Here is a 20,620-nt window from a genome sequence, read left to right as displayed (position 1 = left end):
AAAAAAGTGCGGGATACGCACCCCGCACACTTTTGTAAACGAATATTTTTTTGTGAGTATATTAGTTTTGTAAGGTTTTCTCCAGTTGTTTAAGCTTTTCCTCAATTTCCTGAATTTCCTTTTGTAAGTCCTGCTGATGAGGTTTGATTTCTTCGCGCCATTGCTGAATCGATGTTTGCAATTCAGATCCGACTTCTTTAATCACCTCTGCGCTTTCTTTTGCTGTTTCCACAATTTGCTCTTTTAAAGCTTGTCCATCTCTTTTTAATTTTGTCAGCGTATCTTCGAATTTGTCATAGCCGTCTTTCACTTTTCCGCGCACATCTCTGCCAGAAGAGGGAGTCGTCAGGAGCACTGCCGCACCTCCGAGGAGACCGCCTACAAATAATCCTGTTAATAAAGAACGTCCACTAGCCATTCAAATCACCTCTAGTCAAATTTTACACATTCGCATGTTCTCTCTGAGCTGACGATCAGCTTCATTGAACTTCCATACATAGCTTGCTTTATTTTAGCATACTTTTGAAGAAAAGGGAGGGGAGAAGGTTGTCTGTCTTTCTGTTCGTTTTTATGTGTATCGTCATCGTTTTTACAGGTGGTTCTATTCATTATGCAAGACAGCTTGGGTATGCAGGGTCTTATCCGCCAAAACATGTCTTAAAGCAAAAAGCACTTGTGTGTGCGGCAGGTGCAGGGATTTCGCTCCTCATTTTGCTGCTGACCCTTTTTCTTTTATAAAAGCATGAAAAAACCTCTTCATCTATCATGAAGAGGTTCGGTTATTCGTTAAGCAACTTCTATCATTCTTGCACGTCTCAGAATAGACTGAGCAATTGGGAAGACAAATACCATAGCGATGGTATTAATCACGGCTGCTGGCAGGACGACGCCCACAAGAAGTGCCGGTAATGCAGCTGGCAGTCCAGTGATCAGTAAAGCGGCAGATAAGAAAATCACGCCGGATACGATGGTTCCAATCGCAGTTAACACAGCGGTCAGCACGACTTTGTTCTTTATCTTCGAGCAAGATAAGAAAAGGGCTAGGAAGATAAAGGCTGTCACTGGCTTATCAATCATATTCGGAATTTGTCCGCCTGGGAATCCCGTTGTTAATGCAGAAATGACACCAGTCACTAGCGCAATCACGACGACATGCTGAACCTTTGGGAAAAGGATGATGCTTAAAAACATCATGACCAGCATCATATCAGGTTTCATTCCGAAAAAGATGGGCGGGAAAATCGTATGCAAAACAGCTCCCATTGCTGCAAGCAATGACATAATCACTAATTCTTTTGTTTTCATTTCTATGCTCTCCTCTGCTAAGCTCTTATAGGACTCTCCAATAATATGGCTCATCATTTATTGCAAGAGTCATGACTTTATATTTCTCGTTATTATAACAAATTTATTTCCCTATAGAAAAGCCTTTTTATTCATTTTCTTGCTGGAACTTTTTCATAAAGTCCGCAAGCTTTTGGCAGTCTTCAATTGAGACCGCATTGTAAATAGATGCTCTGCATCCACCGACAGAACGGTGGCCGGCAAGTCCAACCATCTGCTCTTGCTTTGCTTTTTCCACAAAGGAAGAAGTAAGTGCATCATCACGAAGAGTAAAGGTGACATTCATATGCGAACGGCTGTCAGCACGCGCATGTCCTTGATAAAAACCGCCGCTTTGATCAATTGTATCGTAGAGAATGCCTGCTTTTTGTTCATTGCGTTTTTCCGCTGCTTCTACACCGCCAGCTTGTTTAACATGCTCAAGGACAAGCGACAGCATATAAATCGCAAAAGTCGGTGGTGTGTGATAAAGAGAGTTAGCTTTTGCGTGTGTTGAATATTTTAATATTTTTGGCGTGCTGCTTTTCTCTTTCTCTAATAAACGTTTGCGCGCAATCACAATCGTGATACCTGATGGACCTAGGTTTTTTTGTGCCCCGGCATAGATGAAATCAAATGAAGAAACGTCTATTTTTTTACTGAGAATATCACTGGACATATCCGCAATGAGCGGGAGTGACGTGTTCGGGAACGTTTTCCACTGAGTGCCGAAGATCGTATTGTTCGATGTGATGTGTAAGTAAGCACCATCTGTTAAACCGGAAGCATCTACTTCTGGAATATATGAGTAGTTGTCATCTTCACTTGAAGCAAAGACAGTTGTCTGACCAAACCCTTTTGCTTCTGACAATGCTTTTTCTGACCATGCGCCTGTTTGAATGAAATGAGCTGTTTCGCCTTCATGTAAGAAGTTCATAGGAATCATCGCAAATTGAAGACTAGCTCCGCCTTGTAAAAAGAGGACTTCATAATCTTCTGGAATGTCCATCAGTTCCACCAAAAGCGCTTTTGCTTTATTGTGGACTTCTTCATATTCACCGCTGCGATGAGAAAGCTCCATCACAGACATCCCAGTTTGTTTAAAATCAACAAGTTCTTCCTGTGCTTTTTGAAGCACTTCTAGCGGCAGTGCCGCCGGACCAGCATTAAAATTTGTCGTTCGCTTCATCACAATCTCTCCCTATTTCTCGCGTTAATGGATCAAAAGATAAAACCATCCTATCACAAATTTGAAGCATTTGGACAAAAAATTTGAATCGTTCAAAATATCTTACTATTAAGAGGTGAAAGCGATGAAAAGGGGCAAAAATAAGAAAAACCTCATCTGTTAAGATGAGGTAAGCCGCGTGTGGATGGCAGAAGAAATGTCTTTTAAATCCTCTGACGTGTATTGATCTTGATGTGATTTCCATACGGCACCAAAGCCATCGCCTTTGCCGTAGCGCGGAATGATATGCATATGGTAATGGAACACCGATTGTCCGGCTTTTTCACCGTTGTTGTTCAGGAGGTTTAACCCAATTGGTTCAAATTCCTGTTTGATCGCCCTTGCAATTTTCGGAATCGCTTGGAAGTAGTGATTAGACACTTCTGGTGTCATCTCATAGATATTTTCTTTATGTATTTTCGGGATTACAAGGGTATGTCCTTTTGTTACTTGGCTGATATCAAGAAAAGCCAATACATGCTCGTCTTCATATACTTTTGCACATGGAATGTCTCCATCAATGATCTTGCAAAAAATGCAGTCGCTCACGCCATGTCACTCCTCATTATTTTTCCTTTATCGTATCACAAAAAGAAGCAAAAAAGAAAACAGGACAAGCGAACTCCTTTGGTCGCTCATCCTGCTCCTGCAGAAGAAATGCTGATGCTTTCATTCGATATGCCTTTTGAATTCTCTATTTACTGAAATAAAGAATTCATATGCCTGCTATTTCTGCCGTAAACACCTCATTTGACGTTTTGGTTTGTCGTATACATATTGTATAGGACACAAAAATCAAGAATCAGTGAAGCAAAACAGAAGCTAAGGTTTTTAGATGAAAAACCAACTTGTCATGCGGTTCTTTGCCTTTAACAAACACCTCATTTACTTATTGGTCATCAAGTTCATTTCTTCTACATACATTATGATGACCATAGCGCCTATTTTTTATTCATGACTCGTCTATAGGTAAACATTTCAAATTATCATTCGTTTTTGTTACTATAAAGGAAAAAAGAAAGAAAGGAACGAATTCATGTCCCTTCTCACTGTAAAAGATGTAACGGGTGGATATACGAAGAATCCCGTTCTAAAAAATATTTCATTTGAATTAGAAAGAAATCAAATCGTTGGTCTCATTGGTTTAAACGGGGCGGGAAAAAGTACAACCATCCGCCATATTATCGGGCTTATGAAACCGCATAAAGGTGTCATTGAATTGAATGGACGAACCCTTCAAGACGACCAAGAGGCGTATCGTTCACAATTTACATTTATTCCTGAGACACCTGTTTTATATGAAGAATTAACGTTAAAAGAGCATTTAGAGCTGACAGCGATGGCTTACGGTCTATCGAAGGAACAATTAGACGAACGGCTGCCGTCGTTGCTGAAAGAATTTCGGATGGAGAAACGGCTGAAATGGTTCCCTGCTCATTTTTCAAAAGGAATGAAGCAGAAGGTCATGATTATGTGTGCATTCCTTGTGGAACCAGAGCTGTATATCATCGATGAACCGTTTTTAGGGCTTGATCCTCTTGCGATCAATGCACTGCTTGAACGGATGAATGCTGCGAAGAAAAGCGGCGCTAGTGTCCTGATGTCAACGCATATTTTAGCGACAGCTGAGCGCTATTGTGATTCCTTTATTATTTTGCACGAAGGGGAAATCAGAGCGAAAGGAACACTGGCAGAGCTGAGAGAACAGTTCAATATGAGAGATGCGACACTCGATGATCTTTATTTGGAATTAACAAAGGAAGAAAACTATGAGTAAAACAACGCTTACTATTTGGAAATCAAGATTAGAGGAACACATACAAGAAACAAGAAAATACTTAAAATACATGTTCAACGATCATCTTGTCATTGTGCTCATTTTTTTCCTTGCAGGCGGAGCAAGCTGGTACAGCAGCTGGCTCAAACAGATTCCGGCTCACTTCCCATCCTACTGGGTGATGGCAGTTGTTTTCTCGTTAGTACTTACAAGCTCATACGTACGTACGTTAATTAAAGAAGCCGATCTTGTGTTTTTGCTTCCTTTAGAAGGGAAGATGGAGCCTTACTTAAAACAAGCTTTTAACTTTAGCTTCATTTCTCAGCTGTTTCCTCTCATTGCTGTATCCATTGTCGCACTTCCGCTTTATTCGGCAGTGTCTTCAGGAGGCATCACGGGGTATGTGCTGATACTGGCGCAAATGATTTTGATAAAGGGTTTGAATACAGCCATTCAATGGAGAATGACTTATTTTCAAGGAAAACATGTGAGATGGCTCGATGCAGCCCTTCGTTTTCTATTAAATATGATGTTGATCTACACCGTCTTACAGGCAGCCTATGTGATTGCAATCGTTTTTTATCTTATCTACGGTGTCTATCTCGTCTACTTAACAAATGCAGTGAAAAAACAGCCTTTTCAATGGGAACTGCATATTTCTGATGAATTAAAACGGAAGCAGCGTTTTTATCGTTTGGCAAACTTATTCACCGATGTGCCTCACTTAAAGAAACAGGTGAAAAGAAGAGCATACATGGACTGGATGTTGAAGTTTGTTCCTTACGATCAGCGTAAAACTTTTTCTTATATGTATGTGAGGGCGTTTGTACGCTCAAATGACTATTTTGGTCTGGTGTTTAGATTAACGGCCGTATTTGTCCTGATTATTTTGTATACAGGTGCAGCAGGCTGGGTAGGTGCGTTGCTTGTCTTGTTCACAGTATTTATCACAGGTGTACAGCTTGTGCCTTTAACGAAGCACTTTGCTCATCTTTCATTACAGGCACTTTATCCAGTTTCTCAAAAAGAAAAGGATCGAAGCTTTTTTGTTCTCGTCCGTAATGTGCTCATCATCCAATCGATATTGCTGAGCTGTGCAGTACTTCCAGTAGGAGGCTGGCAGGGAAGCGGACTTGCCCTTCTCATTTCTGTAGCGTTTGTGCTTGTCCTCTTTAAGCCTTACGTACAAAGTAGGTTAAAAAAGATGAGATAAGTGGAGATATGTTTTTTACAACGCGCGTATGATGACATCTAGGAGGGGACCGGATGAATGCAGCTGAACGGGAGTTGTATGAAGAAGCCATTCTTTTTCAAACACGTTTTTTAAGAAAACCTTCAAAGATCGAACGGTTTTCAAAAGGAGTTCAGCAGCAGGTGAACCGCCGAATTCCTGCCAGGTTTCATCAAGTCATCACAAGTGCAGTCAAAACAATGGTTGAATCCACCGTATCAGGATCACACTTCACTTCATTTTCAGTGATTGAACAATTATCTCTTGTAGAACGAAATGAACTGGCAAAGTATAAAGTGAAGTATTACCAAAAGGCGGCTGCCGTCGAAGGGATTGGAACAGGTGCAGGCGGTTTATTCCTTGGAATGGCAGACTTTCCGCTGCTGCTGAGCATAAAGATGAAATGCCTTTATGAGCTGGCGTGTATTTACGGCTTTGATTTATCTCAAAGGGAAGAAAGACTCTTTTTGCTCTGTATATTTCAACTCGCTTTTTCCAGCAGTGCACATCGTCAAAAAATGATGAAGATCATAGATGATTGGGAAACGAGCCGAGAGGAAATGGATTGGTACAGCTTTCAGCAGGAGTATCGAGATTACATTGATCTTGTGAAGCTGTTTCAATTAATGCCGGTCGTCGGAGCCGCTGTTGGCGGCGTGGCAAATCATCAGCTGACAGGACAGCTCGGAGAGGTCGCACGCCATGTATTTCACTTGCGAATATTGAAAGATATGAATTAGAAAAGCCGCTGAGGACAGCGGCTTTTTTTATTCATTGTAGGAAAGAACGGCGTTAGCGAGTACCTTTGCTGCGACAGGCATTGCTTTTTCGTTGATATCGAACTTTGGATGATGATGTGGATACACGTCCTGGCTGTTTTCCGGCATGGCGCCTGTGTAGAAGAAGGTGCCAGGGACATGCTGAAGGTAGTAAGCAAAGTCTTCTCCGCCCATTTGGGTTTCCGCTTCTTTTACTTCTGTTACACCTTCCGTCTGTTTTGCGACGTCCGCAATATATTCAGTCGGCTTCGGGTGGTTTTTGACAGCTGGATATCCTCTCACATATTCATATGTGTAGGAAGCATCATGCATCTGGCAGACCCCTTTTACCACCTGTTCAATTTCCTGTTCGATAATATGGCGTGCACTTTCTTCAAAGGAACGTGCAGTACCAGTTAAAACAGCTGAATCTGCAATGACGTTAAAGGCATTCTCTGCGACAAAACCTCCAACAGACACTACAGCAGAATCAATCGGATTGACTTTACGGGCAACGACTTGCTGCAGGTTTGCGACGATTTGTGAACCGATGAGTACGGCATCTTTTGTTAAATGAGGCTGGGCACCGTGTCCGCCTTTCCCTTGGACTTGAATAGAGAAACGATCGGCAGCTGCCATAAAGTTCCCGCTTTTATAAAGAATCGTGCCACAAGGCTCTGAAGACCAAAGGTGCGTACCAAATATCACATCGACACCGTCTAAACAGCCGTCTTCAATCATTGGTTTTGCGCCGCCGGGAGCATATTCTTCCGCATGCTGATGAATGAGGACGATCTTTCCTTTTAATTGGTCACGATGTGTATGCAAAACTTTTGCTAATACAAGAAGTGTCGCAGTATGCCCATCGTGACCGCACGCATGCATCACTCCAGGTTTTGTTGATTTGTAAGGTACATCTTTTTCATCGTGGATGGGAAGTGCATCAAAATCAGCTCTGAGGGCAATGGTTGGCCCCGGAGAAGCTCCTTCGATAAAAGCGAGTACGCCATGACCGCCCACCTGAGTACGCGTAGGGATTTGTAATGTATCATAGTAGCTGGCGATGAAAGCGGCTGTTTCTTCTTCCTGAAAAGAAAGTTCAGGATTCATATGGAGATGGCGTCTAATTTCAACCATTTCCTCATAATGTTCATCAAGACGTTCATTGATGCTTTTCTGTAAAGTGGATATTGTCATTGAATCGAAAACCTCCTTCATGCTCTTTTACTGATTGTATGGTAATTGTTAGAATCTTTCAACAGAAGAGGATTTCGTGGTCAGTATCAAAAGGTCATTTTACATAAAAGTCGAAGTTGATATGAAGCAGGGAAAGGGAGGAGTAGCGTTGGGAAGCTGTCCAAATTGTTCAAAAACATTTTCTTTCGTCGAAAAATTCCATTTATCACATACGAAAATGATGATGTGTCCAAGCTGCCGGCATCAAATCAAAGAAACGTTTGTCTCAAAAATGAGTTTTTTCATGATCTGTTTGATTCCGCTATTGGTGCTGCTCGTTCAATTGAAAGGTGCTTCACCTATGTTGAAGTGGCCGGTCTTATTAGGTTGGATATTGCTGAATTTCTATGTGCTTCAGCCGATCATTCATCGGTACGAGCTGAAATCAAGCTCATAAAATGAAGAGCCCAGGCGACTGGGCTTTTTTTCATGAAAAAAAGAAGTGCTGAGAGCAGCACTTCCTTAATTGTCTGTGACGGCATGGTAGGATGTGAGATAAGCCGGACGAGAGAAAATGGAGCCTGTATCCTCGTGTGGCTGAAAGAATGCTTCTGATTCTTGAAAGTCTTGAAATAAGTCCTCTGATTCCCAAAGTGTCAAAATCAAATAAACTTCTTCATCTTTTTGAGGTCTTAAAACGCGAATAGCCTGGAAGCCGCGCTGATGTTCTGAGATGTTCGTCTTTTTCTGAAAGGTGGATTCAAAGAGTGCCCTGCTTTCAAGCTTAACAGGGATATGATTCAAGGTGATGAAACCAGATTGGACAAGCTCGCCTTTCGCATAAATCACATCATAGGCATGAGGGGCTTTAAATACAGTCTCACCCTCCGTTTCATGAAAAAGAGCTGCTTGTTCTTTCCCGACCATATAAAGCAGATTTTCCAGATGGTGTTTTTTTGCGATTTTATGCAAAAAATCTGCTGTTCCATATGTAATATAGAAATTCATCTAAACCGCCTCCTGCTTGATAGTATAACAAAAGAATGATATATAATTCTTTGGCAGTCAATCCATAAAACATATTATGAAGCAATACATCCCATACTATCCGTATAAAGGAATGAGGTGACCTAATTTGAAGAAAAAGAAGATAATCATTCCATTAGTCATTGCAGGAAGTACAATCGTACTCTCATTTATTGGCTATCTGACGATTTTATTTTTAGGACATTATGTCATAGATGAAAAGAAGCTTGTTTTTCACGCTTCCTCCAAAATCATTGACCAGAATGGAAAAGAACTCACAAGCATGTATTCAGAAAATCGGGACCCTGTGTCGTTAAAAGAGGTGCCCGATAAAGTAGCAAAAGCCTTTGTGGCTGTCGAGGACAAGCGTTTTTATGAGCATCACGGAATTGATGCACAGTCTATTTCAAGGGCGGTTTATCGAGATATATTAGCAGGAGGAAAGGTAGAGGGCGGCAGTACAATTACTCAGCAGCTCGCAAAAAATATTTTTCTCACAAATGACAAAACCTTTCTTCGAAAAACGAAAGAAGTCATTATTGCCATTAATTTAGAAAGAGATTATTCCAAGGATAAGCTGCTTGAGATGTATTTGAATCAGCTTTACTTCGGCCATGGTGTTTATGGTATTCAGGCAGCAGCCAATTATTACTTTAGTAAGGATGTCAAAGATTTAACGGTCAGCGAAGGTGCTACTCTCGCTGCGATGCCAAAGGCACCATCTACTTATTCGCCTGTTCTACACCCTGATAAAAATAAACAAAGGCGGGACACCATCCTGAATTTAATGAACGAACAAGGATATTTGTCTTCAACAGAAACGGTAGAAGCAAAAGGGAGAACACTAGGCATTCATTTAAAAAAGAAATCAGAAACACCTTGGGTGGACAGCTATGTTGATCTCATCATTAAAGAAGCAGAATCAGAGTATGCCATTTCACATGAACAATTGCTTCAAGGCGGCTATACCATAAAAGTACCGATTGATATGAATCTGCAAAAAACTGCATATGATGCGATGAAGAACAACCGTTATTTCCCGGGAAAAAGCGGTTCTCCGGAAGGCAGCGCCGTATTTATTGATAACGAGTCTGGTGGAGTGAAAGCAGCCATTGGAGGACGAGAATATCAGGCGAGAGGCTATAACAGGGTGACAGCTGTTAGGCAGCCGGGATCTGTTTTTAAGCCGATCGCGGTGTACGGTCCGGCAATGCAGGAGAAAAAATTCAGACCTTATTCGCTGCTTGAAGACAAAGAAAAAAGCTATGACGGCTACTCACCTAAGAATTACGATGGGCAGTATGAGGGCCGGGTCACAATGATGGAAGCCCTCATGAAAAGTAAAAATACCGCTGCTGTGTGGACGTTAAGTCAGCTGGGCATTGATACGTCGAAATCATATCTCGAGAGGATGGGGATAGATGTCTCGGATAAAGGCTTAGCTATTGCTCTTGGCGGTTTAGAAAAAGGAGTTTCTCCATTACAGATCGCTGGAGCCTTCCATACATTTGCCAATGAAGGCGTATATAAAAAGCCTTTCTTTATTCAAAAGATCTCCAATGATGAAGGAGAAACTGTAGAAAAGAATCGTGGTAAGCAAGAACGAGTGTTTAGCGTGCAGAATGCATGGAACATGACAAGAATGCTTCAGCAAGTTGTCAAAGGCGGGACAGCCCAGAGCGGTTCATACGCTGGAGATTTAGCTGGTAAAACAGGGACGACCACATATTCGGGTGTGAAAGGTGCAACAAAGGATGCTTGGTTTGCCGGTTATACGCCTAGTACAACGGGTGCGATTTGGATGGGGTATGACAAAACCGATAACAGCCACTATTTAACTGGGGGCAGTCAATACCCAGTGCAGCTGTTTAAAGATATTTTAACAGCAGCTCAAATCACCAATGAAACGTTTGAAAAACCAGAGGGAATAAAAGAGCTTCAATCTCCTATCCATTTAGAGGGAGTATCAGGATTTGAAGCCCGCTATGCGTTTAAAATCAAAGGATTATTTACATTAGAGCTGTCTTGGGACAAGCAGGAGGATAAACGCGTTGAATACCGCATCTATGAAAAGAGAAATGGAAGCGAGACGCTGATCGACACAGTGACAGGCGTGGGCAGTTATACAATGCCGTATGCCAATGTATTTTCAAACGCAGAGTATAAAGTTGTTCCATATAATACCCAAACACAAGAAGAAGGCGAAGGCAGTGCGTATGTCAAGCCAGAGTCTTTTGGACGTTAATATTCGGCGATTTTTTGAACATTGAGCCGCTTTAGTATACCGTGCCTTGAAAACGCGGTATAGTAAAAGCAGTGTTTGAGCCTTATGCAAAGAGAGTGTAAGGCGAAAGGTGGAATGAAAGGTAATGGGAAAAACGAAGGTTTTTAATGACACGTTCTTAAAGGCGTGTAAAGGGGAAAAAACAGACCATGTACCAGTTTGGTATATGAGACAGGCAGGACGCTCACAGCCTGAATATCGTGCCCTTAAAGAAAAATACGGGCTATTTGAAATTACGCATCAGCCAGAGTTATGTGCTTATGTAACAAGACTTCCTGTAGAACAATATGGTGTAGATGCCGCTATTTTATATAAAGATATTATGACCCCGCTTCCAGCTATTGGAGTGGACGTAGAAATTAAAAATGGAATTGGACCTGTGATTGATGCACCGATTCGATCTAAAGCAGATATCGAACGTCTTGGGGAACTTCATCCTGAAGAAGACCTGCCATATGTGCTTGATACCATTCAGCTTTTAACGAAGGAGCAGCTGAATGTTCCACTTATCGGTTTTGCTGGCGCACCATTTACGATGGCAAGCTATATGATTGAAGGCGGTCCATCTAAAAATTATCATAAAACAAAGGCGCTGATGTACAGTGATCCTGAGGCGTGGATGCTGCTCATGAACAAGTTAGCTGATATGACGATCACGTACATACGCGCGCAGGTAAAATCCGGGGTCAGTGCATTTCAAATTTTCGACTCATGGGTTGGCGCTTTAAATGCAGCAGATTACCGGACATTCATTAAGCCTGTTATGCAGCGAATTTTCACAGAGCTGAAGTCTGAAAACGTCCCAATGATCATGTATGGAGTTGGTGCAAGCCATCTAGCGAAAGACTGGCACGATCTGCCGCTTGATGTGGTTGGACTGGATTGGCGTATGAGTGTAGACGAAGCGAGAAAAGAAGGGCTCACAAAAACGTTACAGGGGAACCTTGATCCAACCATCTTACTTGCTCCTTGGGAAGTCATTGAAGAAAGAGCAAAAGATATTTTAGATCAAGGAATGAAATCAGATCACTTTATCTTTAACTTAGGTCATGGGGTATTTCCTGATGTTTCACCAGATACGTTAAAGAAGCTGACAGATTTTATTCACGATTATTCAGCGAAACATAAAAAATCATCCATCTAAACTATTTCAAATGATCTGAAGGAGTGTTGGTTGTGGAGAAAAAGAAAATGGGACTTCTTGTCATGGCATATGGCACCCCATATAAAGAAGAAGATATTGAACGTTATTATACACATATCCGCAGAGGCAGAAAGCCGGAGCCAGAGATGCTGCAAGATTTGAAGGACCGATACAAGGCAATCGGCGGTATATCTCCTTTATCAAAAATTACAGAACAGCAGGCAAATGGTTTGTGTGATCATTTGAACGACATCCAAGACGACATTGAATTTCATGTCTACATTGGCTTAAAGCATATTGAACCATTCATTGAGGATGCAGTTGCAGAGATGCACAAAGACGGCATCACAGAAGCAGTGAGTATTGTTCTTGCGCCGCATTTTTCAACCTTTAGCGTGAAATCGTATAACAAGCGTGCACAAGATGAGGCAGACAAGCTTGGCAATCTGAAGATTACATCTGTGGAAAGCTGGTACGATGAGCCGAAGTTTGTGGACTATTGGGTGAAACAAGTGAAGGATACGTATGCATCGATGAGTGAAGAGGAAAGAGAATCAGCCGTACTCATTGTGTCTGCACACAGCCTTCCTGAAAAAATTATTGCAGCAGGAGATCCATATCCTGATCAGCTCGCACAGTCTGCTAAAATGATTGCAGAAGGTGCAGGAATTGAACATTATGAAATTGGCTGGCAAAGTGAAGGCAACACGCCTGATCCATGGCTTGGACCAGACGTTCAAGACTTAACACGGGACCTATTTGAACAAAAAGGCTATAAAACGTTCGTATATGTGCCTGTTGGGTTTGTCGCTGACCATCTAGAAGTGTTATACGACAACGATTATGAATGTAAAGTCGTGACAGATGAAATTGGTGCAGCCTACTATCGTCCAGAAATGCCAAATGCGAAACCAGCATTTATTGATGCTCTCGCAACTGTCGTATTAAAGAAGCTTGACGAAAGCAAGTAATTATATAAAAGAAGGCGATCCTATGCATGACAATCAAAAACACCTTGTCATCATTGGCGGTGGCATCACTGGTTTAGCCGCCGCCTTCTATTTGGAAAAGGAAGTCGAAGAAAAAGGTCTTCCCATTCAAATATCTCTTATTGAAGCGAGCCCTAGGCTAGGTGGAAAAATACAAACATTATATAAAGACGGGTACATCATTGAACGTGGACCTGATTCATTTTTAGAAAGAAAGGTCAGTGGACCGCAGCTGGCGAAGGATGTTGGTCTCGCGGATCAGCTCGTCAATAATGAAACAGGGCAAGCATATGTACTAGTCAATGAAACCCTTCACCCGATGCCAAAAGGCGCTGTCATGGGTATTCCAACTCAAATCAGCCCATTCATCACAACCGGTCTTTTTTCAGTTGCAGGAAAAGCGAGAGCCGCAATGGATTTCGTACTGCCAAAAAGCAAGCAGACAGAAGATCAGTCGCTCGGTGAATTTTTTAGAAGACGTGTCGGTGATGAAGTAGTTGAGAATTTAATCGAACCTCTACTATCAGGTATTTATGCTGGTGACATTGACCGCCTCAGCTTAATGTCCACCTTCCCGCAGTTTTATCAAACAGAACAGAAGCATCGCAGTTTGATTCTTGGGATGAAAAAATCACAGCAGCATGCGAAAGCGCAGCAAGTGACAGCGAAAAAACAAGGGCAGTTCCAAACGATCAATCAAGGACTGCAAGCACTTGTTGAAGCAGTAGAAAGCAAGCTCAAGCTGACAACGGTTTATAAAGGGACAAAAGTGAAGCAGATTGAAAAAACCGATGGGGGCTACGGAGTGCAATTAGACAGCGGTCAAACGCTTTTTGCCGATTCAGCCATTGTGACAACTCCGCATCAATCGATCTATTCCATGTTTCCAAAAGAAGCCGGACTTGAGTACTTGCATGATATGACATCTACTTCTGTTGCAACAGTTGCACTCGGTTTTAAAGAAGAGGATGTTCATAATGAATATGACGGCACTGGTTTTGTCATCTCAAGAAACAGTGATTTCTCTATTACAGCCTGTACGTGGACGAACAAAAAATGGCCGCATACAGCTCCTAAAGGAAAAACGCTATTGCGTGCTTATGTAGGGAAGGCTGGCGACGAATCAATTGTCGAACAGTCAGACCATCAAATCGTCAGCATTGTGCTGGAGGATTTGAAGAAAATCATGGATATTAAAGCAGATCCAGAACTGACGACAGTGACTCGCTGGAAGACCAGCATGCCGCAATATCACGTCGGTCATCAGAAAGCCATTTCGAATATGCGAGAAACGTTTAAGCAATCATATCCTGGTGTTTATATCACAGGTGCTGCTTTTGAAGGTGTCGGAATCCCTGATTGTATTGATCAAGGAAAAGCGGCCATTTCAGAGGCTGTATCTTATCTATTTTCATAAAACAAACTCCCTTTTCTACCAAGGAAAGGGAGTTTTTCGTGTTCTCATCATTCAAAAAGAGTTGTGAATCATAAAAGTGAACAAAGTTGTTGCATCCGGAGAAAAGGATATGGTATATTACTTTCTGTACTTAATGACCAAAACGTTCAAATAGTCATTTTGGGAGTGAGATCATGAGTGTTGATAGGAGACAAATGATTTTAGACGGGGCTACGAAGGCATTTACTCAATTTGGGTATAAAGCCACCACAATGGACCTTGTGGCGAAGCTTGCCAACGTCGGAAAAGGAACCATTTATACCTTTTTCAAAAACAAAGAAGAGCTGTTCGATGAAATTTTCACATCCCTTTTAATAGAGATGAGGAAAATTGCAGATGAAGCAATGGATGAGGAGAAAAGTTTCTCTGAAAACCTTCATTTAGCACTCTTTGCAATATTGGAATTTCGAAAAAACCACCAGCTCACAATCAAAATCTTTCAGGAAAATGCGGAGCTTGGCACATCAGCGGTCAAGGAAATGATTGAAAAGATGGAGCAAATGATCATTCGCTATGTTAAAACGAAAGTAAAAGAAGCGATTGATAAAGGCGATATTAAGCCATGTGATCCTGAATTGACTGCATTTGTGATGGTGAAACTATATATTGCACTTATTTTTGATTGGGAAAAGCGATACGAGCCTTTAACAAAAGAAGAGGTGGCCGAGTCGCTGGAGCTTTATGTACTCAAAGGACTTTTAGCCGCAACATAATTTTTTTTAAGTTCAAATGACCAAATTCTAAATTTAGTCATTCATCTATGGGAGGAAAACAGCAATGAATTTAATTCGGAATCAATGGAAAGACATTGTGACGAGCAAAAAACTACTGATCCCGATTTTCGCTGTGTTATTTATTCCGCTGATTTACAGTGGCGTATTTTTAAAAGCGTACTGGGATCCATATGGTACAGTCGATCAATTGCCTGTAGCAGTGGTCAACTTGGACGAAGGCAGTCATTATGACGGGAAAACACTGCATGTCGGCGATGATTTAGTGAAGGAATTAAAGAAAAACGATAATTTCAAATGGAATTTTGTCGATAGTGAAGAAAAGGCAGTGAAGGGATTAAATAACGAGGATTATTATCTCGTCGTGGAAATACCAAAGGATTTCTCGAAAAATGCAAGTACAGTCCTGGATAAACATCCAAAAAAATCGAATCTGAAATATTATACGAATCCAGGCGCCAACTATGCGGCGTCACAAATTGCGAATAATGCCATTATCAAATTAAAAGATTCGGTTTCAAAGGAAGTCACGAAAAATTACGCAGAGGTCATTTTTGATAACTTCAAAACGATTGCAAAAGGCTTAGATCAAGCAAGCGATGGTGCGAAGAAAATTGATGACGGAACAAAAAATGCAAAAGATGGCAGTAACAAGTTAAAAGACAATCTAGCAAAATTGGCTGAAGGAACGTTAACCTATAGCGAAGGTGTTCATCAGTTTGCTGGTAAAATGGGTGAACTGAACACAGGGATACAATCTCTTGACAGTGGACTTGGCCAGCTCTTAACTGGCTATCAAACCATCGATCAGAAATTTGGAGAGCTTGGTACAGGGATTGATACATTGACTGAAGGGTTAAACACAAGCCGCGAAGGTCATCAGCAGCTCGCTTCTAAAATGCCGCAATTCACAGCTGGCATTGAGCAGCTAAATAACAAAGCACAATCTTTTTCAGAAAAAATTGAAGCAGTAGAAAAAGTCTTGTCGTCACCAGAATTAGCGAATCTTGAGAAGATGGCGCCTAAACTCGATCAGGTGAAAAAAGACGCAAAAACGTTTAGTACAAAACTTGCTTCATTAAAAGAAGCGCTAGCGAATCGAGATGCTAAAGTAAAAAGCATCATCCAAAACAGTTCAATGACAGATGAAGAGAAAAAGGCGGCAATGGATCAGCTTGACAGTCTGCCTAAAATCGAACTGCCTGATCTGTCTGGACTTGAACAAAGCTTAGCGGCCTTGCAGGAACTGCCTGATGCAAGTGAGGTTCAATCTGCGGTTGCTTCTGCAAAAGCTCAGCTGCAGCAAGTCAAACAGCTGCCAAAGAAAACAGAACAGCTGTACACATCTACAGTCGCAATACAAAATGCGATAGATCAAATGACATCTGGTACGAATAAATTGTATCAAGGTGCACTGAAGCTCCAAACAGGTCAAGGTCAATTACAAGATGGTCTGCAGACAGCAAATGGAAAGCTTGATACAGCGAAAAGCGGTGCGGATAAGCTTGCGAATGGTTCAAGCCAGCTAAGCGCAGCGTTAAATAAGCTGGAAAGTGGTTCAACAAATATTCAAAGCAACACATCTAAGCTTGCTGAAGGCTCAAAATCACTTGATAAAGGATTGGGCGATTTAAAGAGCGGTACAGGTAAGCTGTCCGATAAATTAAAAAGCGCCGCTGATGAAACAGGAGAAATTGATGCGGGCCAAGACAATTACAATATGATTGCGAGTCCCGTGAAAACAGAAAATGATACAGCGAAAAAGATCGATAATTATGGTACAGGGCTCACACCTTATATTTTATCGATGGGACTCTTTGTAGGGGCTCTCATGCTCACCGTTGTATTCCCAATGAAAGACCCTGCTGGACGCCCTAGAAATGCGTTTGAATGGTTTGTCAGCAAATATAGTGTGCTCCTCATTGTCGGCATTCTTCAAGCAGTCATTGCAAGCTCCTTGCTCATCTTTGGGCTTGGTCTTGAGGTGGAAAGCCTCTGGCGCTTCTATCTCTTTGCGATTATCGTCAGTCTGACATTCTTAGCGATCATTCAGCTGCTGGCGACAACAATGGGTAACCCAGGACGTTTCATTGCTGTTATTATCTTGGTTCTTCAGCTCGCAGCAAGTGCTGGTACATTCCCGCTTGAGCTTGTGCCGAAATTCTTCCAAGTCATTCACAGTCTGCTTCCAATGACGTATACAATCAACGGATTTAGAACGATCATTGCAAGCGGTGATGACAGCTATTTATGGCACCAAGCAGCGATCCTTGGAACAGTTGCGATCATCATGATGGCTGCAACAACAGCATACTTTGCTTGGAACGTAAGAAAAATGAAACAGGACGAAGCTTAATCTATGAATCCTTTCTCTTTTTAGAGGAAGGATTTTTCATTTGAAATTAGACATCTCGAACCTGAAGCGATATATTTTAAGAAGAGATGCTGAAAAAGGCATACATGGAAGGAATTGCTTTCAGACAAAGGAGGAAATGCCGAATGACAACTGAAGTAAATGAAACCGTTCAGCTGATTCAAAAGCTCGTATCAATCCCAAGTCCATCAGGAAATACAGGAAAAGTGATCGGCTTTGTTGAACGCTTTTTACAAGATTTGAATATTGAGACAAAACGAAATCGAAAAGGCGGATTAATAGCCACGATTAAAGGAACAGATGACAAGGAACACCGCATGCTGACAGCGCATGTCGATACGCTCGGTGCGATGGTTAAGGAAATTAAATCAAATGGACGGCTTCGTCTTGCACTCATTGGAGGCTTTCAGTATAACTCAATTGAAGGCGAATATTGTGAAATTGAAACAGCATCAGGCCATACATACACAGGAACCATTCTTATGCATCAAACATCCGTTCACGTCTATGCGGATGCTGGAAAAGCGAAACGGAACCAAGAAAATATGGAGATTCGTCTTGATGAAAAGGTGAAAAATGCAGACGATGTCAAAGCGCTTGGCATTCAAGTAGGGGACTTTATCTCATTTGATCCGAGAGTGGAAGTGACATCTTCAGGTTTTATTAAATCAAGACATCTTGATGATAAGGCAAGTGTGGCGCTGCTTTTGCGGCTCATCCACCGGATTCAAAAGGAAAAGATCACATTGCCGCATACGACGCATTTCTTAATTTCCAATAATGAAGAAATTGGCTACGGTGGAAACTCGAATATTCCAGAAGAAACGGTGGAATATCTCGCTGTAGATATGGGCGCGATCGGCGACGGTCAATCAACAGATGAATACAGTGTATCGATTTGTGTAAAGGATTCAAGCGGTCCTTATCACTATGGGCTACGCAAACATTTAGCTGCATTAGCAGAAGAGAACAACATTGATTACCGCCTTGATATTTACCCTTATTATGGCTCTGATGCATCAGCAGCCATTAGAGCAGGGCATGATATCATTCATGGACTGATTGGTCCTGGTATAGATTCCTCTCATGCTTTTGAAAGAACACATGAGGATTCACTTGTCCATACAGCGGATCTCCTTTACCACTATGTCCAATCAACATTAATCACAGCATAAAAAAAGAACCCCGATAGAAGGGGTTCTTTTTGTTAGCTTGAAAGCTGTGTTGGTTCAGGAGCCTCTTGTCCAGTCATCACACGATGTCCTTTTTCAGGGTCATATTGCCCTTCCCATTTAGACATGACAACAGCTGCAAGTGCATTTCCTGTTAAATTCACAACTGTCCGCGCCATATCCATGATACGGTCCACACCTGCAATAAATGCAAGACCTTCAGCAGGTACACCGATTGTTCCTAATGTCGCGAGTAATACAACAAATGAAGTACCAGGAACGGCAGCCATTCCTTTAGATGTTACCATCAGCACAAGAACAAGTGTAAGCTGCTGGACGATCGTGAGGTCAATGCCATATACCTGTGCAAGGAAAAGCGCTGCAATGGCTTGATACAAGACGGAGCCGTCCAGGTTAAACGTATAACCGATTGGGATAACGAACGAAACAATCCCTTTTGGACATCCGATGCGCTCCATTTTATCCATGACTCTTGGTAAAACTGTTTCAGAGCTGGATGTACTAAAGGCAAGAAGCATTTCGTCTTTCATGTAAGCAAGAAATCTGAAAATATTGACGCCAATCATCTTTCCGATAATTCCGAATACAACGATAAGGAAGAGAGCGAGCGCAAAATAAACAAGACCTACAAGCTTACCTAATGAAATAAGAGATTCAAGACCAAATTTTGATACGGTTACACCAATGAGTGCGAATACACCAAATGGCGCAGCTTTCATCACAACATTGACGACATGGAACATGGCATGTGATACACCCTCGAAGAAGGCAAACACTGGTTTACCGCGTTCCCCAATCGCTGAAACACCAAGTGCAAATAGCACTGTGAAGAAAATAATCGCAAGCAAATCACCTTCCGCCAATGATTGGAAGAAGTTCGTTGGAACGATATGAAGGAACGTATCAGCAACTGATTTGCTGCTTTGCTCTTTTTCCGTTTCAACATACTGGCTAATATCTTGTTTTTCCGTATTTCCAAAGTCAACGCCTGCACCAGGTTGTACAAAGTTTGCAAGCACAAGACCAAGGACAATCGCAAATGTTGTGATAATTTCAAAATAAAGAATGGTTCTAAAACCAAGTTTCCCTACTTTTTTACCATCACCCGCACCTGCAACACCTAAAATTAAGCTGGATACGACAATTGGGATGACAATCATCTTGATGAGTCTTAAGAAGAAGTCTCCAATTGGTTTTAAGTATGTCTCGACACCTGGGTTACCGAAAAAGATCGCCCCAACAACGACACCGAGAATAAGACCGATTAGGATTTGAGTAGCCAATCCAAATTTTAATTTTTTCATAGATTTCCTCCCTAGCATATTCATTAAAGGAATATTCCCATCATATTAAGTTTTAATATATGAATTAAAGTATAACTAAAATTAAAGAGGTTCGTCCACGATAAAATTATATTAAGAAAATACAAAATTGTTAGAAAAAATAGACATTTAGAACCCCCTCCATTGTTTTTAGTCAATAAAAAGTGTCTTCAGAACTAAAACTCATCATATGAAAATACTAAAAAACCCTTTTGTGACAGGGGTTTTACCTTTTTACCTATTTTTCAGAAAAAATAAAAAGCACTTTTGACTCCAACTGACGACGTAGGAAAAAAGTGCTTTTTTATTCAATTTATTTCCTTATTTAAGATAACTTACTTGTGAGCATTCCTCACATTCATTACCATAACACTCGTGCTGTTCCATTAAATCATTTCCACATTTGGTGCATTTTTTTGAGGGCAAATTTCTAAAAAACTCTGTGATTTTTCCTAGCATTTGTCATCCTCCAATACGTTTTGTTGTTATCATTGTATTATAACAGATTAATAATTGTCAATCTGTTTTGTAACAACAGGCAAGAAGAATGCTTTTTCCATGAAAAATGGGTATATTGTAAGGAGGGGAATTTTAGAAAAGGAGGGAAA

Annotated in this window: 20 protein-coding genes; 12 read left to right on the top strand and 8 right to left on the bottom strand. The window is 41.4% G+C overall.

Annotated elements, in window-relative coordinates:
* Positions 1-61: 61 nt before the first annotated feature.
* On the bottom strand, positions 62-418 hold the full coding sequence (locus AC3WTB_RS04700) for a YtxH domain-containing protein (RefSeq protein ID WP_024425453.1): 357 nt from the start codon (positions 416-418) through the stop codon (positions 62-64).
* Positions 419-546: 128 nt separating this feature from the next.
* Between AC3WTB_RS04700 and yhzF the strand changes: the two genes are divergently transcribed.
* Positions 547-738, top strand: a complete 192-nt coding sequence (yhzF, locus tag AC3WTB_RS04695) for a membrane protein YhzF (protein ID WP_024425454.1) — start codon at positions 547-549, stop codon at positions 736-738.
* A gap of 48 nt (positions 739-786) precedes the next feature.
* Here the strand turns inward: yhzF and AC3WTB_RS04690 are convergent, their stop codons facing one another.
* From AC3WTB_RS04690 to AC3WTB_RS04680, 3 genes are all read right to left on the bottom strand, one after another.
* Positions 787-1,305 carry a tryptophan transporter gene (locus AC3WTB_RS04690; protein WP_039177586.1) on the bottom strand — a complete coding sequence of 173 codons (519 nt, stop codon included), beginning with the start codon at positions 1,303-1,305 and terminating at the stop codon, positions 787-789.
* A gap of 127 nt (positions 1,306-1,432) precedes the next feature.
* Positions 1,433-2,512: a 3-phosphoserine/phosphohydroxythreonine transaminase gene (gene serC, locus AC3WTB_RS04685; RefSeq protein ID WP_492333403.1), complete on the bottom strand. Its 1,080-nt coding sequence runs from the start codon at positions 2,510-2,512 to the stop codon at positions 1,433-1,435.
* 159 nt (positions 2,513-2,671) lie between these two features.
* Positions 2,672-3,100 (bottom strand): HIT family protein, encoded by a 429-nt coding sequence (locus tag AC3WTB_RS04680; RefSeq protein WP_024425457.1) that lies wholly within the window; start codon positions 3,098-3,100, stop codon positions 2,672-2,674.
* A 487-nt stretch (positions 3,101-3,587) separates the two neighbouring features.
* Here AC3WTB_RS04680 and AC3WTB_RS04675 point away from each other — a divergent pair, with 487 nt between their 5' ends.
* From AC3WTB_RS04675 to AC3WTB_RS04665, 3 genes are read left to right on the top strand one after another with little or no spacing between them, the layout of a single operon-like run.
* A complete protein-coding gene (locus AC3WTB_RS04675; protein WP_047202605.1) occupies positions 3,588-4,328 on the top strand; it encodes an ABC transporter ATP-binding protein in 741 nt (246 codons plus the stop codon).
* Positions 4,321-5,541, top strand: coding sequence for an ABC transporter permease (locus AC3WTB_RS04670; RefSeq protein WP_492333402.1), 1,221 nt, complete (start codon positions 4,321-4,323; stop codon positions 5,539-5,541). Before AC3WTB_RS04675 ends, AC3WTB_RS04670 begins: the two co-directional genes overlap by 8 nt.
* A 53-nt stretch (positions 5,542-5,594) precedes the next feature.
* Complete coding sequence (locus AC3WTB_RS04665; RefSeq protein ID WP_492333401.1) at positions 5,595-6,299, top strand: EcsC family protein; 705 nt, start codon at positions 5,595-5,597, stop codon at positions 6,297-6,299.
* A 27-nt stretch (positions 6,300-6,326) separates the two neighbouring features.
* On the opposite strand, the gene AC3WTB_RS04660 is transcribed toward AC3WTB_RS04665, so the two are convergent.
* A complete protein-coding gene (locus AC3WTB_RS04660) occupies positions 6,327-7,514 on the bottom strand; it encodes a M20 family metallopeptidase (protein WP_492333400.1) in 1,188 nt (395 codons plus the stop codon).
* Positions 7,515-7,797: 283 nt separating this feature from the next.
* On the opposite strand from AC3WTB_RS04660, the gene AC3WTB_RS04655 reads away from it, so the two are divergent.
* On the top strand, positions 7,798-7,950 hold the full coding sequence (locus AC3WTB_RS04655; protein WP_228285951.1) for a hypothetical protein: 153 nt from the start codon (positions 7,798-7,800) through the stop codon (positions 7,948-7,950).
* A 65-nt stretch (positions 7,951-8,015) separates the two neighbouring features.
* Here the strand turns inward: AC3WTB_RS04655 and AC3WTB_RS04650 are convergent, their stop codons facing one another.
* Positions 8,016-8,501, bottom strand: a complete 486-nt coding sequence (locus tag AC3WTB_RS04650) for an antibiotic biosynthesis monooxygenase family protein (RefSeq protein ID WP_492333399.1) — start codon at positions 8,499-8,501, stop codon at positions 8,016-8,018.
* A gap of 127 nt (positions 8,502-8,628) precedes the next feature.
* On the opposite strand from AC3WTB_RS04650, the gene AC3WTB_RS04645 reads away from it, so the two are divergent.
* From AC3WTB_RS04645 to AC3WTB_RS04615, 7 genes are all read left to right on the top strand, one after another.
* Complete coding sequence (locus AC3WTB_RS04645; RefSeq protein WP_492333398.1) at positions 8,629-10,764, top strand: transglycosylase domain-containing protein; 2,136 nt, start codon at positions 8,629-8,631, stop codon at positions 10,762-10,764.
* Between the two features lie 124 nt (positions 10,765-10,888).
* Positions 10,889-11,947 (top strand): uroporphyrinogen decarboxylase, encoded by a 1,059-nt coding sequence (hemE, locus tag AC3WTB_RS04640; protein WP_492333397.1) that lies wholly within the window; start codon positions 10,889-10,891, stop codon positions 11,945-11,947.
* 32 nt (positions 11,948-11,979) lie between these two features.
* A complete protein-coding gene (hemH, locus tag AC3WTB_RS04635; protein ID WP_024426557.1) occupies positions 11,980-12,918 on the top strand; it encodes a ferrochelatase in 939 nt (312 codons plus the stop codon).
* Between the two features lie 22 nt (positions 12,919-12,940).
* The gene (gene hemY / locus AC3WTB_RS04630) at positions 12,941-14,353 is read left to right on the top strand and encodes a protoporphyrinogen oxidase (RefSeq protein ID WP_039177605.1); all 1,413 of its coding nucleotides are present in this window, start codon (positions 12,941-12,943) and stop codon (positions 14,351-14,353) included.
* A gap of 173 nt (positions 14,354-14,526) precedes the next feature.
* Positions 14,527-15,105, top strand: a complete 579-nt coding sequence (locus tag AC3WTB_RS04625; protein ID WP_047202367.1) for a TetR/AcrR family transcriptional regulator — start codon at positions 14,527-14,529, stop codon at positions 15,103-15,105.
* A gap of 64 nt (positions 15,106-15,169) precedes the next feature.
* Positions 15,170-17,479 (top strand): YhgE/Pip family protein, encoded by a 2,310-nt coding sequence (locus AC3WTB_RS04620; RefSeq protein WP_492333396.1) that lies wholly within the window; start codon positions 15,170-15,172, stop codon positions 17,477-17,479.
* Positions 17,480-17,622: 143 nt separating this feature from the next.
* Entirely contained in the window at positions 17,623-18,672 is a 1,050-nt protein-coding gene (locus AC3WTB_RS04615; protein ID WP_492333395.1) for a M42 family metallopeptidase, read from the top strand.
* Positions 18,673-18,704: 32 nt separating this feature from the next.
* On the opposite strand, the gene gltT is transcribed toward AC3WTB_RS04615, so the two are convergent.
* Entirely contained in the window at positions 18,705-19,994 is a 1,290-nt protein-coding gene (gltT, locus tag AC3WTB_RS04610) for a glutamate/proton symporter GltT (protein WP_492333394.1), read from the bottom strand.
* Between the two features lie 339 nt (positions 19,995-20,333).
* Positions 20,334-20,471 (bottom strand): protein YhfH, encoded by a 138-nt coding sequence (gene yhfH / locus AC3WTB_RS04605; RefSeq protein WP_008359029.1) that lies wholly within the window; start codon positions 20,469-20,471, stop codon positions 20,334-20,336.
* Between the last annotated feature and the right edge of the window lie 149 nt (positions 20,472-20,620).

The organism is Bacillus sp. EB106-04-04-XG123 (genome assembly GCF_058791855.1).
The sequence above is the reverse complement of the archived record's forward strand: the minus strand, read 5'-3'. Positions and strand labels throughout refer to the sequence as shown.

Coding starts and splice junctions, on each gene's coding strand:
- AC3WTB_RS04700 (WP_024425453.1), bottom strand. CDS start 418: ATGGCTAGTGGACGTTCTTTATTAACAGGATTATTTGTAGGCGGTCTC.
- AC3WTB_RS04690 (WP_039177586.1), bottom strand. CDS start 1,305: ATGAAAACAAAAGAATTAGTGATTATGTCATTGCTTGCAGCAATGGGA.
- serC (WP_492333403.1), bottom strand. CDS start 2,512: ATGAAGCGAACGACAAATTTTAATGCTGGTCCGGCGGCACTGCCGCTA.
- AC3WTB_RS04675 (WP_047202605.1), top strand. CDS start 3,588: ATGTCCCTTCTCACTGTAAAAGATGTAACGGGTGGATATACGAAGAAT.
- AC3WTB_RS04670 (WP_492333402.1), top strand. CDS start 4,321: ATGAGTAAAACAACGCTTACTATTTGGAAATCAAGATTAGAGGAACAC.
- AC3WTB_RS04665 (WP_492333401.1), top strand. CDS start 5,595: ATGAATGCAGCTGAACGGGAGTTGTATGAAGAAGCCATTCTTTTTCAA.
- AC3WTB_RS04660 (WP_492333400.1), bottom strand. CDS start 7,514: ATGACAATATCCACTTTACAGAAAAGCATCAATGAACGTCTTGATGAA.
- AC3WTB_RS04655 (WP_228285951.1), top strand. CDS start 7,798: ATGATCTGTTTGATTCCGCTATTGGTGCTGCTCGTTCAATTGAAAGGT.
- AC3WTB_RS04650 (WP_492333399.1), bottom strand. CDS start 8,501: ATGAATTTCTATATTACATATGGAACAGCAGATTTTTTGCATAAAATC.
- hemE (WP_492333397.1), top strand. CDS start 10,889: ATGGGAAAAACGAAGGTTTTTAATGACACGTTCTTAAAGGCGTGTAAA.
- hemY (WP_039177605.1), top strand. CDS start 12,941: ATGCATGACAATCAAAAACACCTTGTCATCATTGGCGGTGGCATCACT.
- AC3WTB_RS04625 (WP_047202367.1), top strand. CDS start 14,527: ATGAGTGTTGATAGGAGACAAATGATTTTAGACGGGGCTACGAAGGCA.
- AC3WTB_RS04620 (WP_492333396.1), top strand. CDS start 15,170: ATGAATTTAATTCGGAATCAATGGAAAGACATTGTGACGAGCAAAAAA.
- AC3WTB_RS04615 (WP_492333395.1), top strand. CDS start 17,623: ATGACAACTGAAGTAAATGAAACCGTTCAGCTGATTCAAAAGCTCGTA.
- gltT (WP_492333394.1), bottom strand. CDS start 19,994: ATGAAAAAATTAAAATTTGGATTGGCTACTCAAATCCTAATCGGTCTT.
- yhfH (WP_008359029.1), bottom strand. CDS start 20,471: ATGCTAGGAAAAATCACAGAGTTTTTTAGAAATTTGCCCTCAAAAAAA.